The organism is Pelagibius litoralis (assembly GCF_011683915.1).
Lineage (GTDB): Bacteria > Pseudomonadota > Alphaproteobacteria > Kiloniellales > Kiloniellaceae > Pelagibius > Pelagibius litoralis.
Genome location: NZ_JAAQPH010000014.1, coordinates 18,824 through 42,654 on the forward strand (window position 1 = coordinate 18,824; position 23,831 = coordinate 42,654).

Annotated in this window: 18 protein-coding genes and 4 pseudogenes; 7 read left to right on the forward strand and 15 right to left on the reverse strand. The window is 55.3% G+C overall.

Translation table 11 applies throughout. The features are described from left to right. Positions 1–238: 238 nt before the first annotated feature. The gene (locus HBA54_RS29700; protein WP_322096064.1) at positions 239–757 is read right to left on the reverse strand and encodes a helix-turn-helix domain-containing protein; all 519 of its coding nucleotides are present in this window, start codon (positions 755–757) and stop codon (positions 239–241) included. Positions 758–896: 139 nt separating this feature from the next. Here HBA54_RS29700 and HBA54_RS17575 point away from each other — a divergent pair, with 139 nt between their 5' ends. The 3 genes and pseudogenes from HBA54_RS17575 to HBA54_RS17585 form a co-directional block, all read left to right on the forward strand. Continuing rightward, the gene (locus tag HBA54_RS17575; RefSeq protein WP_167227013.1) at positions 897–1,454 is read left to right on the forward strand and encodes a hypothetical protein; all 558 of its coding nucleotides are present in this window, start codon (positions 897–899) and stop codon (positions 1,452–1,454) included. A 6-nt stretch (positions 1,455–1,460) separates the two neighbouring features. Further along, positions 1,461–1,706 (forward strand): helix-turn-helix transcriptional regulator, encoded by a 246-nt coding sequence (locus tag HBA54_RS30015; RefSeq protein ID WP_167227015.1) that lies wholly within the window; start codon positions 1,461–1,463, stop codon positions 1,704–1,706. Then, positions 1,622–1,969 (forward strand): annotated as a pseudogene (locus HBA54_RS17585) (integrase core domain-containing protein); the annotation flags it as partial. The gene HBA54_RS30015 and the pseudogene HBA54_RS17585, both read left to right, overlap by 85 nt. Before the next feature lie 400 nt (positions 1,970–2,369). Here HBA54_RS17585 and HBA54_RS17590 read toward each other — a convergent pair. After that, positions 2,370–2,756 carry an ectoine synthase gene (locus HBA54_RS17590; RefSeq protein ID WP_167227017.1) on the reverse strand — a complete coding sequence of 129 codons (387 nt, stop codon included), beginning with the start codon at positions 2,754–2,756 and terminating at the stop codon, positions 2,370–2,372. A 517-nt stretch (positions 2,757–3,273) separates the two neighbouring features. On the opposite strand from HBA54_RS17590, the pseudogene HBA54_RS17595 reads away from it, so the two are divergent. Beyond that, positions 3,274–4,391: pseudogene (locus HBA54_RS17595) on the forward strand (IS5 family transposase). Positions 4,392–4,485: 94 nt separating this feature from the next. Here HBA54_RS17595 and HBA54_RS17600 read toward each other — a convergent pair. From HBA54_RS17600 to HBA54_RS17610, 3 genes are all read right to left on the reverse strand, one after another. Then, a complete protein-coding gene (locus tag HBA54_RS17600; RefSeq protein WP_167227019.1) occupies positions 4,486–5,808 on the reverse strand; it encodes an aspartate aminotransferase family protein in 1,323 nt (440 codons plus the stop codon). A 212-nt stretch (positions 5,809–6,020) separates the two neighbouring features. Then, a complete protein-coding gene (locus tag HBA54_RS17605; RefSeq protein ID WP_167227021.1) occupies positions 6,021–6,752 on the reverse strand; it encodes a formyl transferase in 732 nt (243 codons plus the stop codon). A 163-nt stretch (positions 6,753–6,915) separates the two neighbouring features. Then, on the reverse strand, positions 6,916–8,199 hold the full coding sequence (locus tag HBA54_RS17610; RefSeq protein WP_167227023.1) for an aminotransferase class I/II-fold pyridoxal phosphate-dependent enzyme: 1,284 nt from the start codon (positions 8,197–8,199) through the stop codon (positions 6,916–6,918). 301 nt (positions 8,200–8,500) lie between these two features. Here HBA54_RS17610 and HBA54_RS17615 point away from each other — a divergent pair. Continuing rightward, positions 8,501–9,486, forward strand: a pseudogene (locus HBA54_RS17615) (IS3 family transposase); the annotation flags it as partial. Positions 9,487–9,504: 18 nt separating this feature from the next. On the opposite strand, the gene HBA54_RS17620 reads toward HBA54_RS17615, so the two are convergent. The 3 genes and pseudogenes from HBA54_RS17620 to HBA54_RS29135 all read right to left on the reverse strand — a co-directional run. Then, on the reverse strand, positions 9,505–9,726 hold the full coding sequence (locus HBA54_RS17620) for a transposase (protein ID WP_322096068.1): 222 nt from the start codon (positions 9,724–9,726) through the stop codon (positions 9,505–9,507). A 233-nt stretch (positions 9,727–9,959) separates the two neighbouring features. Next, complete coding sequence (locus tag HBA54_RS17625) at positions 9,960–11,198, reverse strand: MFS transporter (RefSeq protein WP_322096065.1); 1,239 nt, start codon at positions 11,196–11,198, stop codon at positions 9,960–9,962. Between the two features lie 403 nt (positions 11,199–11,601). Further along, positions 11,602–12,320 (reverse strand): annotated as a pseudogene (locus HBA54_RS29135) (integrase core domain-containing protein); the annotation flags it as partial. 145 nt (positions 12,321–12,465) lie between these two features. Between HBA54_RS29135 and HBA54_RS30020 the strand changes: the two are divergent. Then, positions 12,466–13,059: a hypothetical protein gene (locus HBA54_RS30020; RefSeq protein WP_437126219.1), complete on the forward strand. Its 594-nt coding sequence runs from the start codon at positions 12,466–12,468 to the stop codon at positions 13,057–13,059. A gap of 345 nt (positions 13,060–13,404) precedes the next feature. After that, on the forward strand, positions 13,405–14,538 hold the full coding sequence (locus HBA54_RS17640; protein ID WP_205944731.1) for an ATP-grasp domain-containing protein: 1,134 nt from the start codon (positions 13,405–13,407) through the stop codon (positions 14,536–14,538). 705 nt (positions 14,539–15,243) lie between these two features. Here the strand turns inward: HBA54_RS17640 and HBA54_RS17645 are convergent. The 7 genes from HBA54_RS17645 to HBA54_RS17675 form a co-directional block, all read right to left on the reverse strand. Beyond that, positions 15,244–15,411 (reverse strand): hypothetical protein, encoded by a 168-nt coding sequence (locus HBA54_RS17645; RefSeq protein ID WP_167227031.1) that lies wholly within the window; start codon positions 15,409–15,411, stop codon positions 15,244–15,246. 224 nt (positions 15,412–15,635) lie between these two features. Beyond that, the gene (gene fabG / locus HBA54_RS17650) at positions 15,636–16,421 is read right to left on the reverse strand and encodes a 3-oxoacyl-ACP reductase FabG (protein WP_205944732.1); all 786 of its coding nucleotides are present in this window, start codon (positions 16,419–16,421) and stop codon (positions 15,636–15,638) included. Beyond that, positions 16,418–18,175, reverse strand: coding sequence for an acetolactate synthase catalytic subunit (locus HBA54_RS17655; protein WP_167227033.1), 1,758 nt, complete (start codon positions 18,173–18,175; stop codon positions 16,418–16,420). The genes fabG and HBA54_RS17655 overlap by 4 nt, the downstream gene beginning before the upstream one ends. A 29-nt stretch (positions 18,176–18,204) precedes the next feature. Continuing rightward, positions 18,205–19,467 (reverse strand): aspartate aminotransferase family protein, encoded by a 1,263-nt coding sequence (locus tag HBA54_RS17660; protein ID WP_167227035.1) that lies wholly within the window; start codon positions 19,465–19,467, stop codon positions 18,205–18,207. Positions 19,468–19,532: 65 nt separating this feature from the next. After that, on the reverse strand, positions 19,533–20,582 hold the full coding sequence (locus HBA54_RS17665; RefSeq protein WP_167227037.1) for a hydantoinase/oxoprolinase family protein: 1,050 nt from the start codon (positions 20,580–20,582) through the stop codon (positions 19,533–19,535). Continuing rightward, on the reverse strand, positions 20,579–22,144 hold the full coding sequence (locus tag HBA54_RS17670; RefSeq protein ID WP_167227039.1) for a M81 family metallopeptidase: 1,566 nt from the start codon (positions 22,142–22,144) through the stop codon (positions 20,579–20,581). Before HBA54_RS17670 ends, HBA54_RS17665 begins: the two co-directional genes overlap by 4 nt. Before the next feature lie 782 nt (positions 22,145–22,926). Continuing rightward, positions 22,927–23,817 carry an urea carboxylase-associated family protein gene (locus HBA54_RS17675; protein WP_167227041.1) on the reverse strand — a complete coding sequence of 297 codons (891 nt, stop codon included), beginning with the start codon at positions 23,815–23,817 and terminating at the stop codon, positions 22,927–22,929. Positions 23,818–23,831 lie beyond the last annotated feature (14 nt).

The window sequence follows — 23,831 nt, forward strand, 5'->3', positions numbered from 1 at the left end:
AACAGTTAGAGCAGATTCACCCGGTCGATGGATCGCCTCCGGCGATTCCATCCGCCCGGGATCTGCTCTAGGCACCCTGATCGCACTGTAAACGGCAACCGGCGCCAGCGTAATCGGCAACGGGGAAGCGAAAGCCGTTTCGGACAACCCTTTGCCGAGATGGCCCCAGCTAGTTTTCCGCACCGCAGGTGCACAGGGTATGAAAATCTCTCGTTGGTAGGTTTCAATCTTTCGAGCATCACTTCCGCAGCCTAACACCGGGCCCGGCGGAACTATCGGCTTCGATGAACGCGACGCCGGCAGCTTCCAGGGCGTCACGCATTGCCTGAAGATTATTGGAGGTCGGCACCCGCGCGCCACGCTCGAACTCGGCAACCGTCGACCGTGCAATTCCAGCGGCTTCAGCGAGATCCCACTGCGACATGTTCAATATATTGCGGGCCGCCCGGCACAGGTCCGGAAAAAACAGCGTTTCGCTGGTACCAAACCCACTCCGCACCTCACGCAGGCGGACACCCGGCCCTCCGCCGTTCGCAGGAATGAACGCGATGCCGGCGGTCTCCAAGGTGGCCCGAATCGCCTGGAGATTATTGTAGCCTGGCGCCTTTCCGTATCGCTCAAATTGAGAGAGTGTCGCAGCAGTGACATGAGCCGGTTCTGCAACCTCCGACTGGGATAGGTTGAGTAGCCCTCTAGCGGCGTGGCATTGCTTTGGAGAAAAGGACATATCTTTATAATGAAAATTTTTGTTTGACATGGAGTCACTGACTATTTAGCCTGAGGCACGCTAGATAGCTTGCCTGATGGATACAACCGAAAGGCAAACAAGCGGCACGAGAGGATGCGCCAACACCCTCCCGCGCCTGACCACAACCCGACTTCGAAGGAGTCCGGTCATGGCTGACTATACCCTTAGCACAGGACTTTCGCGCCGGGCCATGCTGGCCGGCAGCGTCGCCGCCCCGGCAATGGCATTTCCGCTTTTCCAGGCGCTGGCCGCCCTGCCGGTTCCGACCTTGCTCAGCGCCGATCCCAACCCCGATGCCGAGTTGTTCCGCCGCATCGCGGTGGCCGAACGCTATCGTAACCAAAACGCCCGGGCGCGGCGGCTGCGCGCCCGCCTCCGCGAGGCTAGAGAGCTGCGCCTTGATATTCCATACCGGCCTTTCCGGGACACGCACCCGGAGGCTTGGCTGCACTGCTGGGAAACCCATGGACGCTATGCCGATGCGGTGCGCGAGGCCGTTGCCGTACCGGCCCACACCGTGGCGGGCATCCACGCCAAGCTCGCCCTTGGGGTCATCGCCTCACGGCGCGGCGGGGCGCGGGTCTACATGTACGAGGACCGTGAATGGCTGCAAGCCGCCCTGATCGATCTGGAGCGGCTGGCCAATCCCGGGCAGCGCGTCGGCCCAGTGCGCCGCTGGACGCCAGACCCTCTCATACTGGCCTAGACGCCGATGCCCACCATCGCCCTCGCCCGGGAAGTCGGTCTTCTGGTCCGCGCCCTGCGCAAGCGGCGCGGCCTGACCCAGGCTGACCTTGCCGAGCGGATCGACCGCTCCGAGACGGCGGTCCGCGCCATCGAACGCGGGGCCTCGGCGCCCAGCTTCGTCACCCTGGACCGCCTGATCACATCCGGTCTGACAATGGCAGTGAGTTTACTGCCATCACGGTGCGGGAATGGCTGCCGCGGGTTGGCGTGAAAACACTGTTCATCGAACCGGGGTCGCCCTGGGAGAACGGCTACAACGAGAGCTTCAACGGCAAGCTGCGCGATGAGCTGCTCAACGGGGAGATCTTCTACACGCTGCAGGAGGCAAGGGTGCTGATCGAACGTTGGCGCCAGCACTACAACACCATCAGGCCGCACAGTTCGCTCGGCTATAGACCGCCAGCACCCAATGCGATCTTGCCGCCAAAGGTCAAATCGCCTTACCCTGAAACCCTCCGGGCTCTCTCACAGTAGCTGGGCCACTGATCTGGGGCAGGTCACCCATTTCACACCCCTTGAGCGACGTCAAAAACGTCAACGGTGGAAAATCAAAGTCTACTATTGCCAACGCCGCTCACCTTGGCAGAAGGGCGGCGCCGAGAACTTCAACAAACGCCTCGGGCGATATCCGCCAAAACTTTCCATATCAGCCGCTTCAAAGAACATGCAATAAACAAGATCATTCGCTGGATGAACAACACACCCAGCAAGTGCCTCGTGTACATGACACCGGCCGAGGCATTCTCTCAAAACTGTCTCGCTTTAGCTTAGAAGTAATCGGACGACCATAGTCTGCTCAAGGGCGATTCTGCGCGGATACAACGAACTCCAATGCTAGAAGGAAGGGCTCCATCAAGCAGCACATCTTGCTTGCTCAGTAGGCCGATCCGTTCTGCTTAGTGAGGTCGTGTTTCTCTGTGCCCCTCAAGGGAGGATTGAAGACGCTGACGAGGACAAGATCCTTGTTCTTGCCGCTTCGTAGGTAGTGCCGGTCGTTCTGGTCTAGAACATAGATGTCGCCCTGCTTGATCGGATAGACATTGCCGTTCATATCCTCGACTTCTCCTTCGCCGTCGATGCAATAACAGGCTTCGAGGTGGTTGCGATATTGCAACAAGGACTCCGAACCGGCGCGGACTACGGTGTGGCACACGGTGTAACCCATTCCATCCTTTTCAGTCAGCAGGCGATGGCTGGTGCCATTGCCCCAATCAACGTGGAAATCGGTAGCTTCCACATCTCTCAGGCTTCTAACAAACATACTTCTTCTCGCCTATCAGTTTTTCTCACACTATGTGACAGTGTCCGGCGCTTACCTCTTACAGAGTGCCCTGTGTATGCGACCAGCGATGATCTCCTACGAAATACAGTAATCTTTGTCGCCCACTACCCCCATGACGTGATCCAGGGGTTTCGCTCTGAGAAACCGGTATTGCGGAACCCTTACAGGGCACGCGTCTGCCGGAGAGTTTCTCAACGGTCTAACTTACGTAATCAATTACCCGAACAGGTCGTAGTGAACCTTGCTTGAGCTTGTTTCATTGCGTCGAAATGTTCCTTGTTCAAACATCTACAAGCATAGCAATTCTCAGAAACTTCATTGGTAAAGTTTTCGCAAAAGTTCCAATCGCGTTTCTTAACAAGGTAGATTTCACGGTCTCAATGGCTGCCGATCTGATCTCCAAAAAATGGACCGTTGTGAGTTGGCAGGTCACTGCAAAAGTCTCCCCATGGCACGTAATTCATGATTCCTTTGTCTTGTCGAGAAGGAGGCTTTGATGCGAAGCGATGACGGTCGGAGCGGCGCTCTTTCAGCTATGTTGATCTTGAGGTGCGGGTGCCGTCGGATCATCCGCCTTGGGTGATCCGTGGGATTATGAATGATGTTTTGTCTGAATTGCCGTCGGATTTCGGGTTGACGGGATCGCACATAGGCCGACCGTCGATCGCGCCTGAGCAGCTTCTGCGCGCTCTCTTGTTGCAGGCATTTTATGCGATCCGTTCCGGGCGACAATTGATGGAGCAGTTGGATTTTAATCTTCTGTTTCGCTGGTTTATCGGCCTTGGGGTGGATGACCGGGTGTGGGATGCGAGCACGTTCTGCAAGAACCGAGATCGGATTTTGGAGCCGGACGTATCGGCGAAGCTTCTGAACGGCGTTGTGAAGCACAAGAGGGTGCGGCAGCTTATCAGCCGAGACCACATTTTTCGGTGGATGGCACGCTAATCGATGCCCGGGCGTCGATGAAGTCATTTCGCCCCAAGGCCGGCGGCGGCGGAGGTCCTGGGGCGGGTCGCAACGGCGAGCGGAATTTTCACGGCGAGAAGCGCTCCAACGGGATCCACGAAAGCGCCACCGATCCGGATGCTCGGCTCTATCGCAAGGGCAATGGTCGGGAAAGCAGGCTGTGCGTCATGGGCCATGCCCTGATGGAGAATCGCAACGGCCTGGTGGTCGGCGGCGGCGTGAGCGTGGCTTCCGGCACGCCGAGCGCTAGGCGGCGCTTGAACTGCTTGACGCCCACCGGCCCGTGAACGCCAAGAGCGGCACGCGGCGTATCACCCTGGCAGGCAACAAGGGCTTCGACGTGGCGGGTTTTGTCGAGGAACTCCGCGAGCGCAAGGTGACGCCCCATGTGGCGGTCCAGAATCATCTGACCAAGACCGGCAAGCGATGTAAGTCCAAGATCGACGACCGCACCACCCGCCATCCCCGCTACCGGATCAGCCAGCGTATCCGCAAGCGGATCGAAGAGATCTTCGGCTGGGTCAAGGTCCAGGGCGGCAGGAAAAGACAAAGTTTCGGGGCCGAGAACGGGTGTACGCCTCCTTCATCCTGGCTCTAGCCGCCTATAACCTCGTGCGACTACCCAGGTTGTTGGAGGCGCCGCCATGAACGCCGGCGTGACCTGCGCGGTGACGAGGCTATCCTAAAGGCCCGGAAATGGTGACTTTTTCAGCAGCCTGCTAGTGCTCTTCACTGCACGCCATCACTTTGTCACTTGGCTGTCGACGGCTTGGAGGCCTCGCCCAATGATCTCGATCATCTTGTCGATGTCTAACGTCGTCATCGGCGTTGAGAGTGCCCCGAGTCCAGTTGCCGACAGGATCACTCCGTTGTCTCGGACAAATGCGATCAGTCGTCGCTGACGGTCACGCTCGCAGTTGCTTGGAAAGCCGCTCCGATAGTCGAGTACATTTTCTTCTTTAATCATGATACGGAACAAGGATCCCATGCCGGTCACCTGCGCAGAAACCCCGGACTCTGCAATGGCCTCGCGAAGCCGTCGCCGGGTATATTCACCAAGATCATCCAACTGCTCAAAAACCTCGGCGGTCATTGCACTCATCGAGGCAGCGCCAGCTGCCATTGACAGAGGATTTGCAGTAAAGGTTCCTGACTGCGAGACGGACGCCTTACCCCGGCTCGAATCGAACACCTTCATGATTCCTGCGCGACCCGCCACGGCACCTATGGGCAACCCCCCACCGATGATCTTTCCGAACACACATAGGTCTGGTTCGACACCAAACCGCGAGAGCGCGCCTCCGTAGCCGATACGAAAGCTGAGTACTTCATCGGACAAGAGAAGGATTCCATGCTGCTCCGTGAATTGGCGCAAAAACGAGAGATACGACGGATCGATCGGAACAAGGCCGACCCGCGCCGGCAAGGGGTCAATCAAAACACAGGCAAGTTCGGACCGGCGGTCGCAAAGGATTTGCTTTGTGCCTGGGAGATCGTTGAACGGAATTACCACAACATCATCCAAGATCGAACGCGGGGTGGCAATGTTGTACGGCACGGCCTCTGGGGCATCCTGCCCCCAATTTTCCGGCACCGGGTCAAAACTCACTTCGACAAAGTCGTAGTTCCCGTGATAGGCCCCTTCGAACTTTGCGATCTTTGATCGGCCTGTAATCGCTCTGGCTGCCTTGACAGCCATCATCACCGCTTCAGAGCCCGTATTCATGAATCGTATGCGCTCGAAATATCCGACGCGATCACAAAGGACTTCTGCAAGATCGATTTCACTGGTTGTTGGGTGGGCAAAGCTGAAGCCTTGTCCCGCTGCAGCTGTCAAAGCCGCAAGCGTTTCCGGGTGAGCATACCCATGAATTAGCGCCGTGAAATTGTTCTGGAAATCAAGGTAGTCATGTCCGTCAACGTCGCGTACATATGCACCACGGCCGGATTTGACATAAATTGGAAAAGGGTTTTCGAAAACACTACTTCGGGTATTGCCGCCGGGCATCACCCTCTTAGCCCGCTCGTAGGCCTCAATTGAATGCCTGTAGTCAATGTTTGTCATTTCAGTTCACCACCTTCCGCTTGATCGGCCTCAGAGCGCACCGATGCGGCGGCCGGCCCGCGTAGAGGTTAGACGGCCGTGAACCTTGAAACATGACGTGCTTCCTTCATCGCCTTGATCCTCAGCAGAATGATCGTCGGGATCCAGATGGACGGTTCTTCCAGCATTGAGCCTTCATTGTAATCTTCCATCTAGTCTGTTTCGCGATTGCGCTAGGGGAACTCGGAATGCTGATATGTGGTCCCTCGTGTTCGCCGGACTGAATGAGATTCCCGGGTTTTGCCAGGCGTATGAACAAACCCGGTGATCAGATCTAAATAATCGGCGGTGTTGATTAAGCTGAACCCACTGCTGCGAAAACTGCTCAGTTCGTGCTCTTCTGGTAAGCGAAAATATTTCCGTTGGCCGAATTTCTGAGAGGTCCCATGAAGCTCTCCTCCCCTCCGCAGGGTGTTGATAGCTTCAACAGCTCTGTCAACCCCTAACTCATAGAGCCGTGCTTGGTGCCAGAGCATAGACTTCTCTTTATTTGCGTCGATCCAATCCAGAAAAAGGATGTCACCAGTGTCGATGCCGCGATCAATCAAGTGCACACTGCAGCCTAGCTTTTCTTGTCCTTCGAGTAGCTGCCAAAACACCGGAAATAGCCCAGCATAACGTGGCAAGGCGCCTGGGTGGACATTAATGATTTTCCCGGGAAAACTGGATATGACTGCGTCGTCAAAGATGAAGCTAAATCTAGCCGAGATTATTATTTCTGGTTGGAACTGTTCGACGAACGCCTCAAAATCTGGAGGTTGTAGACTATAAAGCACCCGAGAGGTGATACCTCTGGTCGGCCCGAATTCTGCAAAGGTAAGTTGCCGTTCCTCGTGAGGTAGAGATTCCCCTTCAACCAACGGGAAAAGGACATTGTTCGGAAACTCGGATTCAAAAAACTCCAAAGACATAAGCTCAGCAGGACCACTGGGACTCGCTCTGGTTTTTATGCTTAGAATTGCGGCGAGTTGGTCAGTCTGTAGCGCACGGCAAAGCCGGTTTAGCACTAGACAACCAAGGAGATCCTTCTTAACACAGACAAGAATGCGCACTTTCGATCAACCTCTCTCAAGCCGTTTTCAGTTGAGAAGCGGATATCATTTCGTTGTCGAGATTGTTCAGTTCTTCGCAGAGCTCATCTATTTCTCCAAGAGAGTGCGCAGTTGACAGGCAGATGCGGATGCCGGCCTCATTCTGCGCCACCGTTGGAAAGAATACTGCTGAAGTGTAGAGCTTGCTCTCCAGCAGTTGCTGCGCTGCATAAATCGCTTTGCTTGAGTTCCCGACCGGGAAGAGCCGAATAGGAAGCGGATCCCCGCGTTGGACCGTATCTACGCGCTGGTCAAAGAATCGAATTCTGTCAAACAGCTCCTTTTGCAACTTTGCAAGTTCGGCCGTCTCATGTACCTGTGCGGACGCGAGCGCTGCGCCCACCGCGGCGAGATTGGGTGCGGCCGAAAAGGCATAAGCGAGCGAATAGCGGCGAAAAAGATCCTCTTGCCGCTTGGTGCCGAGCATCAGAATACCGCCGGACGCGCCGAAGCCCTTGCCCAAGGAGGCTGCGATGATCGTCAATCCACCAAGCTCGTTTGGGAACTGCGACCGGGCGTAGCCTTCACCTTTCTCGCCGAAGATGGATATTCCATGCGCGTCGTCTATGTAAAGAAATAGACCGTAGCGATTTTGCAGTTCTTGAATCTTGGCCACAGGCGCATGGCCGCCCATGGAATATACGCCGTCGGCCACATAGGCGACACGTTTGTGCGTCTGGCAGATCTGTTCCAGTGCATCAATGTCGTTGTGGTCGATGGTCAGAACCTTCGTTTCGTCCGCCATAGCTGGCTTGTGATAGGCCAGAGTTACGTGACAAAGACGATCGAATACCATAACGGGCTTGACGCCTTCGGTAAGGTAACCCGATGCTATGAGAGGCAGAGCCCCCATGTTGGCCACCATTACTGTCGAATAGGCAATCACGCGTGCTGAGAACAGGATGGCCAAACGTTCCTCGAGTTCGCGCAGAAGATTTGAATTGAGACGGGTACGAGCGCAGGACCAATGTAGAGATCCATAGCGCGTGACTGCTGAAACTGCACCTTCGATCAGCTTGGGATGATTATCGAGCCCCAGATAGGAACACCTGACGAAGTCAGTCACACATCGGCCGTCACTTAGGCGCACTCGACGACCATCTAGGGACAGTCCGTGAACACCCATCACACCCGCGTCATAGGCTGCATCGAAAGCCGGAAGCGATTTTTCAATTACGAATTTCGTATTGCGGAAAGAGGTTTTCTTTTTGGGTTTTTCAAGCTTTGGTCCGTCAGAAGTACTCGATTTATTGAACGCCATGGACTTTGGTCCTCTTGCAGACTGCGTGTATCGGGTTGCGATCTAGAAACCTGTTGAGACTTTGATCCATATCGAACCGAGGTCACAATTTTTGCTTCCGCAGAAAGAGAAGATACGACACCTTGGCTAAGGTGACTAAGACACGTTTGTGTAAAGCTTTCGAGAATCGTCAGGCTCGTTTGTTTGAGTTACTTCCCAAAAATCGGACACTGACGTAAATGATCTACCTCCCGAGAATTGGAGCATTTATGGTTAGAGTTTTCCGCGATGAGTTTCCTGGCTGGGAAAGGAGCGGAGAACGATGAAAGCATCACGATTCACGGACGCTCAAAAGGCGTTCATCATCAAACAGGGAGAAGGTGCGACGCCGGTTGCTGAGATCTGCCGCCAGACTGGCATTAGCCAGGCGACCTACTTTAATTGGAAAAAGAAATATGCCGGCCTGGTGCCGTCGGAGACGCGGCGTTTGCGGAAGCTTGAGGACGAGAACGGTCGGCTGAAGAAGATCGTGGCGGATTTGTCGCTCGACAAGGAGATGCTTCAGGACATCGTCAAACGAAAGCTCTGAGGCCTGCCCGGAAGAGAACGCTGGTCGACGAGATGCGCTGTGATTGGGCTGTATCGATCCGCTGGGCCTGTGGTGTCCTGCTGTTCAATCAGTCCAGCATCACTACCGGTCGCGTCGACCCAGGCAGACCGCCTTGGAACAGCGGATCAAGGAGATATGCGAAACGCGGGTACGCTACGGCTATCGCCGCGTCCATGTGATGCTTCGGCGCGAGGGATGGATGATCAATCAGAAGAAAACACGCAGGATTTACAACGAGCTGGGCCTGCAGCTGCGCAACAAGACGCCAAAGCGGCGGGTCAAGGCAAAGCTGCGTGACGGCCGTTGTTCTGCGTCCCGACCCAATGAGACCTGGGCAATGAACTTCGTGCATGACCAGTTGGCGACAGGCCGCAAGCTGCGGATCCTGCTGATAGACACCTTCTCACGCTATGTGCCAGCCATCGACCCGCGGTTCAGCTATCGCGGCGAAGATGTCGTGGCGACGCTTGATCGTGTCTGCGCGCAGATCGGCTACCCTGAGATCATTCGCATTAACCAGGGCACGGAGTTCACTTCGCGCGATCTCGACCTCTGAGCTTACCAAAACGATGCGATCCTGGACTTCTCGCGCACGGGCAAGCCGACGGACAATGCGTTCATCGAAGCTTTCAAGAGGCTTGCGGGCGGAGTGTTTGAACGTCCACTGGTTCCTGAGCCTTGTCGATGCAGAGGAAAAGAATGCCGGAAAACTCTAATCACCGGCGCTCCAGAGAATGGTCGCAGGGCAATATCTCGACGGACTCTTCGTCCGACAGATCGTGCATATGCTTGAGGATCAGCAGCCCGGCCACCAGCCGCGTCGGCAGCGGCGGCTGACCCGGGTCGGACCGGCAGACCGAACCGAACCGGCCATCGAGAAAGCCCCAGTCGATCTCCCGCGCCAACCGCACCAGCAGCGGATGGCCCGGATCGATGATCTACTCCAGCGCTGGCCGGAACAGATCTTTGTGACGTTCGTCGCGCGGTTTGCTCATCGCTCACTCCAGAAGCCGAAAGCCGGTCTCCAGGGAATCACAAACCGACCAAATCGGGAATCCGAAATCGCAAGGAAACCGGCATCATCACCCCGCGTTCTTGCAATACCGATTACTTCCGTATCGCCGATCCCGTCCAAACATCAAACACTTACGCGTTCCTCACGGGCAACTAATTATGTTTCCGATTGAGCAACTGAAGTCTTTTCTGCGGCGTCCAGTCGATAGCGCCATATTAGGAGAACTGTAGAGGCCGCCGCCAGAACTGCCGCGAAGCTCACATAGACCGTGCGTATAGAGAGATCGGCATAAAGGGTGGGTGACAGATAAATGACAATGCCTATCACCCCGATTGTAGCCTCTATATTGTTTCGGACACGACCTACCATCCCGCTGTCGACCGTTCTGAGAATGTAAGCATCGTAAGTAGTGCGATTTACTGCGAACGCTAATCCCATAAGGCCTTGCAGCAACATTGCGGACGATAAACCCTGCGCCACCGAAAAACTGGCCGTTGCCGCAGCGAGAAGCAACAAACCAAATCTTAGCAAGTAGCGTTCGACAACAGACCGAGGCAACCAGACCAGTACCATGCTGCCGACGACTCCGCCAACTCCCCACATTGCGTCTATCCAGCCGTATGCGTCGGCTCCCAGACCAAGTTCAATTAGAGTGAACGCGGCCAGTAAAGCCATGGTTATCTGGGAGGTAGACCAAATCAACGCAATTGCGATACAAGTTATCAAGAGTCGGTGGTCCCGAAAAATGAGCCGGAAACCGTCGGCAATGGCAACGGAATAAGTCGTCGTCTCTCCACCAGGCGATACCTCGCCATTCTTCCGCAGAGGCAGAGCAAAACACATGGCAGCGATCGAGCAGGCTGCACTGATCGCTAGGCCGCCCTCGAATCCAAGTGCAACAATGGCAAGCCCGCCGAACAAAACGCCGAAAATGTCGGCTGTTTGGACAATCGCGACTCCGACGGTAACAACCTGTGTCAGCGACTTGCCGCCGACCGACTGGAGCAACCCCTGCGCCGCCGGAGCGGAAAGTAGGGCACCAAGGGATACGACACAGGCTGTCATATAAAGCGGCGCCATTCCGATCTGGTCCAATGATCGAATATGGACATTGAGTATCAGCCATGAATTGCCAGCTGTATGCAGGATCTGGCCAATGATAAAGAGGTTACGGCGATTGAAGCGATCGACAAGGACGCCCATGAAGGGTCCGATCGTCACATTGAGCAAAGGCCGCCATATTAGTACTAGGCCGACTGAAGCAAGTTCACCAGTAACGCTTAATGCAAACCACGAAATTATGATAACAAACACGCCTCTGCTAAATACAATAGCAAACAATAGAGAATATACTAGGCCGACTGGCGATAACAGTGTCCGAACATTATTTCCCAATTTCTCTATCGCCCACGAATATCATTTTTGGAATGACGTCGCCGATTTCTCTCGCCACCGAATTTCGAGATCATAGAGTCTGCCAAAAGGCACGTGCGCCCTGCCCAAGCCTCGCATCTTTGAGAACAGCCGAAACTTTGCCACGCTTAACTAACGCGGATGGTTTCATACAAACACGCGGTATGGCTGTAAAACTTTTACAATGTTTTTGTTATGATGCGATCGTTATGACGAAAAATTGCAGTGTTGCGAATTGGGCTGGCCATATGCAAACGGGTTGTACAGGGATGGTTATCGCCTGACAGTTGCCGCTCCGGGGCTTGGATAGTTTAGGCTGCTTTTTTCGGTTTTCCTCCTTTGCGCTTTTGGCTTTTGGCAGGCTTGCGACAATGACTGTCGCGGAGGTTCTTCCCTGCATATTGCGGCCCTGGTGGGGAGCTTGGTGTTGTATGTGCCGAGACCGGCGTCGAGGTCGGCCTGCCTCTCTTCGACGCTCTCGTAGAACTTGGTTAGGCCCAAAACGCGGAAGCGCTCGTCGAGCAGGGTGCGGTGCAGGCGTTCGACATAACCGTTCGACTGCGGGCGGCGGGCCTTCGTGGTGCAATGCACGATCTCTTCGAGTTGCAGGAACTGCTCGTAAGGGTGTCGATCGGGCCGGCCGCAATACTCCCTGTCGTTCTCCGAGAGCACGTTGGCGATCCGGACGTTGTGGGCCTCGAAGGCGGGGATCACGTTATTGTTCATGACGTGCACGGCGGTCACCGGCAGATTGGAGGTATAGAGCCGCCCCATGCGTAGTGGGAGAAGCAATCGATGACGGTCTGCAGGTAGACCTTGCCGACCCCCTTCAGGTGGCCGACGAAAAATGTGCCCACGGTCACCAGGTCGCCGGTATGGCGGGTTTCGATGTGGCGTTCGCGGAATTCCGAGCTGAAGCGTTCCAGCAGCCTGATCTGCTCGTCCGTCAGGTCGGTTTTCTTGTCCGAGACGTGCTTCTCCAGGCGCAGCAGGCGTTGGAGCTTGGTCAACCAAGTCATGGCGGCCCCAAACGCCGCGCACGCCGCCCGACGAGACCTGGATGCCCTTCAGTATCAGTTCGTGGGCGGCCCGCAAGGGGCCGTGGCGCGACGTTCCCGAGAAGTTCGGCAAGTGAATGACCGTGTACCAGCGCTTCCGACGCTGGAGCCAGGCCGGCGTGTGGGAGGCTGTTGCCGCCACGCGGGCCCAGTGGATTGCGGATAACTTCCGCTACAGCATCGACTCGACGATGGTACGGGGCCATGCCTCGGTTGCCGGCGCAAAAGAGGGGCTCGCGAGCAGGCTTTTGGCCGCTCGCGGGGCGGGTTCACCTGTAAAGTTCACTGTCTCAGTGATGCCCGATGCATCTCGCTCGTCTTCCACCTCACCGGCGGCGAAGCGGCGGACTGCACGGCGTTCGAAGTCGTTACCGCGTCGCCGAGATACGCCCTGCTGTTATCTGCTCGCTGACAAGGGCTACGACACCAACGCGATTCGCAACGCGCTGCGCGAGAATGGCGTCCGGGCCGCCATCCCACCGGCGGGCCCATCGCAAAGCCATGATCCGTTGGAACCGGAGCATCTATCGCGAGCGCGACCGCATCGAGCACATGATCGGCCACCTCGAGATCAACCGGGCCGTCGCCACCCAATACGACAAGCTGGCGCAACCCTTCCTCGACGCACTTCATCTCGCGACCATTCGCCGATGCTTACGACTGGCCACTTTGTAAACAGGGCCTATCCAAGCTGGATCCATTTCAACCATCGAGACTTAAAACACTATATACAAAACTTTATCAAAAATTTTACTTTATATATTTCCAAATTATCCGATATTTAGAAAATAAAATAAGTATAAAATCAAATAAATACGGTAATAAATACTTAGGAGCCAGTGTCGGTTGGCGCCCCAAAAAAACATCCCTATGCTCACTAGCATCCCAACAACGCTCAGGTATTTGTACGTCGAAGGATTGGCTGAGCCGCAGAAACTTGCAGCGTTTAAAAGTCCCGCCGTCTTCAACACAGATGATCTTTATGGATAGGAACTATAAGGGGAAATCAAGTGACTGAAAGAGTGTTAATCCTAATTGAAGACAGCCCCACTGGCGCTTGCCGAAAATTTGCCCAGGCAGCCCGAAGATTTGACCTCCGTCCGGTGATGCTATCAAACAATCCAACCCGCATGAGCTACATCGCAGCCGACGAAGTTGATGCAATTCAGGTCGATACCGGCGATATCGGCGCCATAATCGACGCATGCGAGCAGTTGACTCTGACTTACGATATTGTCGGCAGTACGACGGTATCGGAAGTTTTCTGTCCAATGGCCGCTATGGTTTGCCGGCATTTTGGGCTACCCGGACCAGATCCGGAAGCGATCAAGCGATGCCAGGATAAGTTTGTGCAGCGTCAACTCCTCACCAAGTCCGGCATACCGACGCCGGCGTACCGCCTCGCAAGGGATGCTGTCGCCGCTATAAAGGCCGCCGCAGAGGTTGGATTGCCAGTCATCGTCAAGCCGGTCACCGGCCGCGGCAGTTCCGGTGTAAAGTTGTGCCGTGATCTTAACGAGGTAGCCGAGCACACGGATTTTCTGTTGGCTGGTAAGCACGGACTGCCACCGCTGCCGAACGTGCTGGTCGAGGAATTTGCAAGAGGATCGTTTTACACTGTCTCGACAATTGGAAGTGAAGTCGCAGCGATCTCGGCAGCAGATTTTAGCGAATTGCCTTATTTTACCATGCGTCAATTCACTTTTCCAGCGCACCTGACCAGTGACGAAAATGACCGTGTTGTTGCTGTCGCATTGCAAAGTTTGCAGGCGCTTGGCCTCGGCTGGGGACCGGTGAATACCGAAATCCGGATAACCAGCCGTGGCCCAGTTGTCATTGAGGTGAATCCGCGTATTGTGGGTGCCCCAGAGCCCGAGTTGATTCGGCTAGCGCACGGTATTGACCTCTATGCAGAGGCCCTCAAGCCTTTCCTAGACCTCCAACCCGACCTTCGCAAAACCCGCTCGCATGCCGCTGCCGCGAGGTGGCTTATGGTCGAGCAAAATGGCTTACTACAGGAGATCAGCGGCGAGCGTGAGGCCCGCGCGATTCCTGGGATCACGGATGTAGAACTGAAAGTCGAGGCAGGAACACCTCTCGTTTGGCATGGGTCCTTTCAGGACGTAATAGGGCATGTGTTTGCTGCTTCACCTAGTCCAGGTCGCACTGATGCAGCACTTCGACAGGCATTAGATCTGATCAAGTTGTCGGTGGTGCCCTTCCCCAAGAGGAAGGATAAGGAGCAACTAGCAAACGTTGAATGAAATAAAACGTCGCGCCCTTGGTGATCGCGATACATGATATTCGAGCACGTGGTCAGTTAGGCAATTTGATCCTTTGGAAGGTGCAGTCATCTATGGACATGAGTCACCCCTGGGTGCTGAGCTATGGCACCCTGGAGGTGAAAGCGGCAGCCGGTGGTCGTTACGGGAGGCTGAGATGATCCATGGAGAATACGTGGTCGTCCGACAGGAAGCGGTTCTGAGCGCTGAGAGTGGGATGATAGCGGCGATCAGGACGGCGATAATTTTGCACAAGAGCTTTCTCAGCCATCTGAGGACGAAGCGCAGGTTGCGTCCGGTGGCGGTGAGGGCCTCGGTCTCGGTGATGACGGTCTCCAGGGTGTGACCGTCATAAGGCCGGCCGTGGAAGGCCTTGGAGTGGAGCACAAACTGGCCACCCTTGGGCTTCGCGGCCGGGACTGCGATGGAGCCCTTGCAGCCGATCTATGGACCACGCCCACAGCGCAAGTTCGGTTTTCGTTGGATGGCCGACACGGTCCGCATCAATCTATCCAGCCTCTGGGTGGAGTTGCAGTTCCGGGCCATCATGCGTATCCGCGCACGCCTGTCCTCTTTAACTCGCCGGCCTCGAGGGTCGTGGCTGCAACCAGGTTTCAGGCGCGCCGGTTAAACTGTTCTTCTATCCTCCTCAGCCGATCTCGCAACCCGGGCGGGAAGCCTCTGTTTCTAATCCTCTACGCTCAAGCTCTCGGCCAGGTGCAGTTCGAGCGTCTCGCTCGGGCGCCCGCGCCAACGGCTGAGTCTCGAGCGCTCGTGGCGCATGTCGAAGATCTGATCGAACCGCGCGCGGAACAAGTCGCCCGGGCCCTTCTCATCGCGCTTCTTGGGTCGCATCCGATATCCCCTTTCGATCCGAAAAGGGAATCATGGATCACCCCAAAACGGAATCCTAAATCGCAGGGATCCAGCCTTCAAAACACTGATTTCTCGTAATTGCGATTACTTTGGAAAGCCTCCGAACCTGCCAAATCCAACAGATTCAGAGCTCTTAACGGACGACTTTGGCCCAGACAATCTTGATTTTCACGCCAGTATCACTCCGTGGGACTAAACATCTACTAGCCGAACTCTCCACCGTTTACGTCCAGAGCAGCGGCGGTAACAAAACCAGCGTCCTCGGATGCGTAGTAAGCGACAGCCCCAGCAATGTCGGCCGGAGTGCCGAACCTTCCAACCGGGATTCTCTTCAGGGCAGCGATATTCACAGGTGCTTCGGCAGAGCCGGTCATTGGCGTAATGATGCGACCTGGCGCGACGCAGTTGACCGTGACGCCGTAGGGCGCCAAGTCCCGCGCAAGAGCTCGGGTCAATCCAAAAATCCCAGCTTTTGATGCCGCATAGTGCGGCCCAGCAATCAAGGGGATTGTGCGGCCGGCCAACGAAGTGATGTTGATGATCCGCCCCCAGCGATTTTCGACCATGTCTCGGGCACAGAAGCGGGTACAAAGAAACGTTCCAGTGAGATTGGTTCTCACGACTCGGTCCCAGTCCTCAAGGGAAAGGTCGAAAATCCACGGCTGTTCGTTCGCGCGACGGGTTGAAATTCCAGCGTTGTTGACGAGAACATCAACATGACCCCAGCGGTCCCGGATATCTGTAAACATGCCCTTGACACTATCCTCGTCGCTAACATCCGCACACAGCGCCATAATATCTTCGGCTGGCGTAGTCGTGTTCAGGATTCTGTACGCTACCTCCAAGCGGTCTGGATCGGAGCTGCAAAACGCTACTCGAAAACCATCCATCAGCAAGCGCTCGACGATACCAAAGCCGATACCACTTGAACCGCCCGTAACAAGCGCGATACGTCGGGTTGGATTTACTGGCATCAACGTCGCACTCACGATTCGTCTCGCTTTCCATCGTCCAGAGCGCGCGCGGTCCGGACAGAGTCTAAGTATCCATCAAACATGGTGATTGGTGGGTAAGCCGCAGGGTCGATCTCGACATCCAAAACGGTCGTACTATGAGACCGCAAAGCGTCGGCTAGTGCCTGCGAAAACTCATCAATGTTTGAAATCCGCTGTCCTTCGCACCCGCAAGCGCGAGCAATCTGCGCATGATCGACATTGTTCAGTCCGCAGGCATCAGTGTGACGGCCAAATTTTACGTCCTCGGCATCTTGTTGATACCCAAGGATCCGGTTGTTCAGCACCACGACTGTGACCGCAATGTCCATCCGGCAAGCGGTCTCGAGTTCCGACCATACGTGAGCAAACCCCCCATCGCCGACAATGGCAAGAACCGGTGACTCCGGGTTCGCAAGCTTGGCCCCGAGCGCCATGGGAAACCCCCATCCAAGCCCGGCCATGCCCCGAGGCGTGATGAAGCGCATGCCTGGAGCAAGTGAGCGCAGATAGTTCGCTATCCAAATGGACGAATAGCTCGCATCCGCAACCACGACGGTCTCGGCTGTAAGGTGGTCCTGGATTTTCGTCATGAGTCTTTCTGGGCGAAGCGGCAGCAGGTCGCTTTTGGCAACATCCAACGTCTCGTCTCTATGCCGAGTCCGCGCGCTGACGATCTCTTGTTCAAGAACTGCCCGAGCCTGATACCTGCGGCCGAGATCCAATGCGCTTAGGTGTTGCTTCAATGCCTCAAGAGTTAGTTTCGCGTCGCCGACAAGCCGTAGACTCTCGTAATTTCTGCCTATCTCCTGCGGGTCAGGATCCAAATGGATATATCGCGCGGTCGGCGGGAATAGGCTCCAAGAGTCAGTGGCATTTTGGTTTGTGCGAGTTCCTACAAGTAGAATGACATCGGCCCGATCGATAATTGGCCGCATGTAACGAGTAGCGCCACGCTTGCCCATAAAATAACCAACAACACCAAGGGTTAGCGGATGGAATTCACCGACAGCACCCTTTCCCATTGCGGTCGTTGCGACGGGAATTCCGAACTGCTCTTGTATGTCCGCAAGGACATCGTGAGCGCCGGAAATATGAACGCCGCCGCCGGCGACAATAAGCGGGTGTTCGGCTTCGGAAACCATTTCCGCCGCCTGCCGGATGCGGCTTGAGTCAGATGTGACCCGATCAAGGGGGTAGTGACCAAGCGAAACATTGCGAACGGGATCCACCGACGCCGCGGCGCTTTGCAAATCGGCCGGTAACAATATTACAGCTGGTCCGGGTCGCCCGCTTGCTGCAGCGGTGAAGGCCATGTCGATGTAATCGTCGACTCGCGTAGGGTCAGTCACACGCCGAACCCATTTGGTGCAACTGTCAAACAGTTTTATATGATCAAGTTCCTGGAATGCGTTCTTGTCCACTGCAGCGACCGGCACGTCCTGGACGATGGCGACAATCGGTACCGACGCCTTCAGGGCCTCCGCCAAACCAGGCACTAGCAATGTCGCGGCAGGTCCATTCTGTGCCGTCACGACAGCGACACGGTGCGAAACCCGTGCATATCCATCGGCCATATAAGTACCGGCGTTTTCCGTCCGATAGGCTATCTGCCTAATACCCAGATCAGTATTTGAAAGCTGAACAAGCGAAGGTAGGCTCTGCCCGAAGGTAAGCTCCACACCATGGCGCATTAACGCTCGGGCAATGGATTGAGCAACCGTCACTTGAGTCTTTTGGGTGGTTCTCATAGCGTTCGCCTTAATTCCAGAATTTAACATCAACTCTCTTCTTTCGCGATTATCCGGAGTCCGTTCCGAAGCACGTCCACAAACTCATCAATGTCGGACTGCGTCATGACCGTGGAGAGGCACCCAAGTCCGCTTGCTGGAAGAAGAATGCCGTTGTCACGAGCGAAAGCCACTAGGCGTGTCAAGCGTTGCCTTGCGCGGTCAGCAGGATAGGTATCCCGATAGTTCCGAAGCGATCCGCACTTAAAATGCAGCTTGAATAAAGAACCGGCACCGACGACTTGTCCTTCTACACCAGTGTCGCTTAGACAGGCACTAAGCTGTGCTCGGCTGTACGCCCCGAGTTCATTGATCTCCTCAAAGCGCTGCGGCGTCATTGCCCTCATTGCCTCCAAGCCAGCGCGAAGGCTCATTGGATTGGCAGAGAAGGTTCCAGCTTGGGAAACGGCAGGCTTACCTTTGCTTGGATCGAAAGCGGCCATGAATTCGCGCGGACCAGCGACAGCACCGATCGGCATGCCGCCGCCTATGATTTTTCCAAAAGCGCAGAGGTCGGCTTCTACATCTGACTGGCTGATTGCGCCTTCCGCACCGAGGCGAAAGCTGAGCACTTCGTCGGAGATAAGCAGCATGCCGTTGTCGCTAGTGTAATCGCGTAAAAACCTTAGAAAGCCAGGATCTGCGGGAATGAGGCCTAAGCGACTCGGCAAGGGGTCAATCAAGATTGCGGCGAGTTCGGTCTTGTCCACATCTAAGATAGCACGACAGCCATCCTCGTCGTTGAAAGGCAAGACCACGGTTTCCGATAGTGCGGAAGGCGGCGTACCTACGTCGTATGCAACCGGTCGCGGTTTCCCTTCACCCCAATTCGACGGAGACGAATCCAAGCTCACCTGCACATGATCGTAGCTGCCATGATAGGCGCCCTCAAATTTGGCTATTCGGTATCTCCCGGTCAGCGCTCTCGCCGCTTTGACCGCATTCATAACGGCTTCAGTGCCGGTATTCATGAAGCGAACATGTTCGAAATACGGTACGCGCTCGCAAAGCAGTTCGGCCAATTCGACCTCAAATTCGGTCGCGGCGCCGAAGCTCGTTCCAAACACGGCTTGCTCACGTAACGCCTCTGCTATGGGAGTGAATCCGTGTCCGTGAATGAGCGCAGTAAAGTTATTGTCGAGATCCAAATACGTCAGGCCATCTACATCCACGACTCGCGCGCCGATACCACTTTTGACGTATATGGGGTGAGGTTTGGCGTAAACGGTGGTCCGCGTATTGCCGCCGGGCATTACCTTTTGAGCGCGCCTATAGAGCCGGGCGGATTGAGATCGAAGGGGTGGAAAGCCCATGAGTCCTATACCTCCACAGGATTGTGTTTGGTTCGGCTGGATTTTTCGCCATAAGTGGCTCTCAAGAACCTCGTGGCGCTTTGGTCTGACGAGCCATCATCGTTGATCACACCGCCATAGACGGCCTTTGCCGCGCCGGATATGGGTCCCGCCGCTCCAGTGGCAATCAGGACAAATCGCGAAGGGTCGAGGCCCCGTTCTATACTGACTTGCTCGATGGCACGAACAACACACTGCTCTATCAACCGGACATTGCCTATAGCAGCACCGGCAGTGGTCAAACCCGTGTCTTTCCCAATGCTGATTTCGATGGCCTTGTCGGCCAGACCAGCCATTAATTCAATAAGCCCGCCAGCATATTCGGTCGAACACAGCCGGCCCTGAACAAACTGTGCATCCGTGACTGTCGGATCTGATTCTCCAGGCGCATACGCAGCGAGTCCTGACAACGCCCCAGCCCCATCTGGATTGGCACAAGTCATGCCGCCCGAGTCGAGCTGAGCAATTGTGCCTCCGCCCTCACTTTCAGCGTGAATACTGACTGCAGGAAGGGGCAGATGATAGCCTGCAACCTCGACTTGATCAGCAATGCCTGCTTCGTCAAGCGGGATGACGACCTCTCTATTGCACCCAATACGTTCTGCAATTGGTCTTCCGAACTTCCGCGAGACCAGAATTGGTGGATACAGTAAACGGTGACCCCAAGAACTTTCTCGGTTATCTCGTCGGATTTCTAGCGCATCACAAAACCCATCAGTCACCAGAAGACCAACCCGCGTGCCCTTGCACTCTAATATAGTGTTAGTCGCAATCGTCGAGCCGTGAATGAATTGCCTAAATCCAACTAGCAACTCGCCGATAGTCGTCTTGCAGACCCGTGCAGCAAGACCAAGTGCCATGACAACGCCGCCTGCAGGATCGGAAGGTTTTGAGGAAGCCTTGAACTCTCGAACGCGCTCCGCACCATTGATTAAAACCAAATCAGTGAAGGCGCCGGCAGTGCCAACTCCAACTCGCCAAGGGGTCATGAGACGCGTTGCGTAAAATCCAGTCACGACGCCCTCGTACACGAACTTGTTGGAATTGCAGAAGAACTCTGAGGTGTTTCCTTCGGGTAATTTTGGGTAAAGATTTTCACCTTTGGCGCGTCAAATATGACGTCGTCCTCCGGCCAAATCGGGCGCTTGGCACGAAACGGAACAATCCCAGGCTTGTATAATGAAAGTCCTGGCGTACCAACCACTACTGGCGTGGCAATGTCCTCAAATGACAGCTTGAAATGGAATCCCGACTTACTGACGATCAGATCCTGCTGGCTTAAGTCGATGCCCTGGCTCGTGAAGGCAGCGGGATCCTGTGTCAGGCCGGCCAGTGTTGTCAGCAAGAGTGTGCAGCGCCCCGCCTCAATAACCGCTGTTTCTCCTAAAGAACTCGTCTGCCCAGCCATGAATGGGCCACGTAATTTGAACCGGCCGTCGGTCAAGTTCACCACCTTGCCATTTACTACTAGAGGCTCAAGCCCAGGCGTGAGCTTTCCTCCGACAGGCAAAGTTACTTCTGCGCCAATTCCGGCAGCCGTTGCAGCCCGGACAGCCTCCGGATCAGTTATCGGCACTACCGCGCGCAGTTTCAGTTTTCGCTCGACAAGGCGACGCAGAATCGCATTGTCGTCGCCAGGAGTCCCTGCGATCACTCTGTCACCTTGATCACCAAGCACAAAAGGACGCCGCGAAGGATGTGCAACAACCATATTCAGGACGCGATCGATTGAAGGCAGATTGACCTTAAAATCAAAACGCCGTTGCCAAATCAGCCCAGCGATCTCGGTCGCCGCCGCAGCAGCGGTTTCAACATCGCAGTCCCCGACAGCCAACACAGTCTGACCACTATTTGGGACGTCCAGGAACGTCATCGTATTGCAAATCGAAATATCCAGAATCGACGGGTGTTGCCGGATCCAGTGTCGAGACCGCGCATGAAGATCGGCTAGCGGCCCGCTGCCGGTCTCAAGCGCGCCTGGCAGCAACATCGGTACCCGGGCACAGGCTGTCACAGGCCCCGCCTCTCCCCGCACAGCAGCCAGGACGAGTTCTGCGACTTTGTCTCCGGTTTCCGGGAAATCGGCATGAGGGTTTGTCTTACAGGCTATGCAGAAGTCCGCCGCCTGCAGCATAGCGTCGGTCACATGGGCATGAAGATCGAGCCCGACACCGATGACTACTCCCTTCCCCACTTCTTTTCGCAGAGCGGCAAGCAAATCACCTTCCGGGTCGCAGAGGCAGTCGGTTGCCATAGCTCCGTGCAGTTCCAATGCAATGGCATCAACGCCACCTCGCCGGGCAACGCTTACAATTTCTTGCTTGAGTTGCTCAAAGAGCGAATGCTCCACCGGCCCACCTGGTCGCGCCATGGCGGATAATGCGGGCGTGATGATCGCTCCCTCTTTTTGTAGCCGACGCAAGATCCCGCTCAGAATCGAAGTCGATCGCACCTCTAATTCGAGGAGGTCATCTCCTCGTTCAATAGAGAAGTCGTTCACACAAGTGAGTGCAGGATTGAAGCTGTGCGATTCCTGGTAGATACGCGCTACCATCACACGCGGCGCAGATTGCAACATACTTCCAAACGACCTTCATTTTGTTATCACATTTCCTTTACAATAATATCACCTTTTCCTTACATTGAAAGCGTAATGACAAAGAGCATCTTGAGGTAGTGCGTAATGGGACCTGCGCGCGGGTGGTATTTTCTGCTTGATTGTCAATAATCTATGGGATTGCGCCTGACCTTTAGTGCTGGCGCTGCAAGTTGCGCCGGGGCAATGCGATGGCGTTGCCTCATGCAGTTTTGGCGATGATGTTGAGAATACGTTTGAGATTGTAGGCGATGGCGGTGAAGCGGACCTGAAGTGTGCATTGGCGATGCCCTTCCATCGCATTTGCCGGAGGCCATAGCCTCGTTTCCAGGTTCCTAAAATCTTCTCGATACGGGCCCGCACCTTTATGAGTGGCCGGTTCCAGGCTGCGAGCCGCGCCAGTGTTTTTCGTTCGTCGCGGCCCCACATCGCGGTCGCGGCAATGCATGGCCAGAGTGGCCTGGGCCGTGCTCTAACGAGGCGAAGTCTATCGCTAGCAAGCGCAGGCTCACCATGACGAAACAGACCGGCCATCGCGGTCACGCGGTGCGAACAGGTCCATGAGACGGTAAGGATGCCTGGAAAAATGATGCCGATGTGGTAAATCCGCGATCGAAATAACTCGTGTAGTGTCCAGCGCCGCTTACACAGCTATTCGGATAGCCTCCGGACATATGACTGCACCCGATCCAACGTCGTTGCCATACCAAGAATCCCCTTGCCCGCGAGGGCCTCCACCTAGGGCACTACCGCTCGGTCCGGTTCTAATCGCTACGCAGACGCCAACGGGAACCCGCACCGCAGTCTCCGCCTGAGTAGGTCGAACGAGCCGGTGGTTGCCAATCCCCTGTATAGGCTGGATCAGCCTTATAAACCTCGATCGTCAACGGAAAACATTGAGCATTTTCGCTGGAGTGGCTCGCACTACAATCCCCACCGGGACATGCCGACAATGCACCGAACAGGTCTGTTTCCGCGAAAAACTCCAAATAGTCTCCTGGCCGCACCGGACTCGCTTTCATGAAATACTGATGTGTGTCGAGGGTGAATCCCGTGCACATGAAGACATTCAGAACATCATGAACGTGTTTTTCAGCTTCGGCCAAGGATATCCGTTTTTCCTTGGAAACTGCCCTGGTCAGGTTTGAGTGACAGCAATGATGGTATTCGCAGCCGTTCAGAAGAACGTTGGTATATGGGTCGCATCGAGTTCCGATGACATCGTGAACACTCCCTCCATCATCATCCCATCCATACCAATCAAGCGTGTCATGAGTGATCGTTGCCATCGGACGCATATAAGGAAGATTGCTCCACAACCTGTCACCCGTGCTTACATGAGTGCCATGTAAAGCTCGAGTCTTGCCGCTGAAGAAACGCTCGTCCATATCGTCTGCGTTCCAAAGATTGAGGTCTCCAACCTGGGGCCCCTCTGCGCAGACGATCCTAAAAAAACACCCCGCAGCAACTTCGAAAGTTGCCGCATCCCGGGGAGGAACCGTGGTTTTGCTGATTAAAGCCAGTTCGCACCTCGCCCGTTCGTAAAACGATGGATCGAGCACTGGTAAATCGTTGATCGGATAGCAAATAACAGGCCGACTGGCTCGGCGTGCAGCGGCATCAGGAGGTGCCAGATTCTTGGGAGGAAATTTCATTCGTTATTCGCTCA

What these genes read in the sequence shown, in the direction of transcription:
- HBA54_RS29700 (WP_322096064.1), bottom strand. Translation starts at nt 757, where the DNA reads ATGTCAAACAAAAATTTTCATTATAAAGATATGTCCTTTTCTCCAAAG.
- HBA54_RS17575 (WP_167227013.1), top strand. Translation starts at nt 897, where the DNA reads ATGGCTGACTATACCCTTAGCACAGGACTTTCGCGCCGGGCCATGCTG.
- HBA54_RS30015 (WP_167227015.1), top strand. Translation starts at nt 1,461, where the DNA reads ATGCCCACCATCGCCCTCGCCCGGGAAGTCGGTCTTCTGGTCCGCGCC.
- HBA54_RS17590 (WP_167227017.1), bottom strand. Translation starts at nt 2,756, where the DNA reads ATGTTTGTTAGAAGCCTGAGAGATGTGGAAGCTACCGATTTCCACGTT.
- HBA54_RS17600 (WP_167227019.1), bottom strand. Translation starts at nt 5,808, where the DNA reads ATGACAAACATTGACTACAGGCATTCAATTGAGGCCTACGAGCGGGCT.
- HBA54_RS17610 (WP_167227023.1), bottom strand. Translation starts at nt 8,199, where the DNA reads ATGGCGTTCAATAAATCGAGTACTTCTGACGGACCAAAGCTTGAAAAA.
- HBA54_RS30020 (WP_437126219.1), top strand. Translation starts at nt 12,466, where the DNA reads ATGGTACGGGGCCATGCCTCGGTTGCCGGCGCAAAAGAGGGGCTCGCG.
- HBA54_RS17640 (WP_205944731.1), top strand. Translation starts at nt 13,405, where the DNA reads ATGAGCTACATCGCAGCCGACGAAGTTGATGCAATTCAGGTCGATACC.
- HBA54_RS17645 (WP_167227031.1), bottom strand. Translation starts at nt 15,411, where the DNA reads ATGCGACCCAAGAAGCGCGATGAGAAGGGCCCGGGCGACTTGTTCCGC.
- HBA54_RS17655 (WP_167227033.1), bottom strand. Translation starts at nt 18,175, where the DNA reads ATGAGAACCACCCAAAAGACTCAAGTGACGGTTGCTCAATCCATTGCC.
- HBA54_RS17660 (WP_167227035.1), bottom strand. Translation starts at nt 19,467, where the DNA reads ATGCCCGGCGGCAATACGCGGACCACCGTTTACGCCAAACCTCACCCC.
- HBA54_RS17670 (WP_167227039.1), bottom strand. Translation starts at nt 22,144, where the DNA reads ATGTTGCAATCTGCGCCGCGTGTGATGGTAGCGCGTATCTACCAGGAA.
- HBA54_RS17675 (WP_167227041.1), bottom strand. Translation starts at nt 23,817, where the DNA reads ATGAAATTTCCTCCCAAGAATCTGGCACCTCCTGATGCCGCTGCACGC.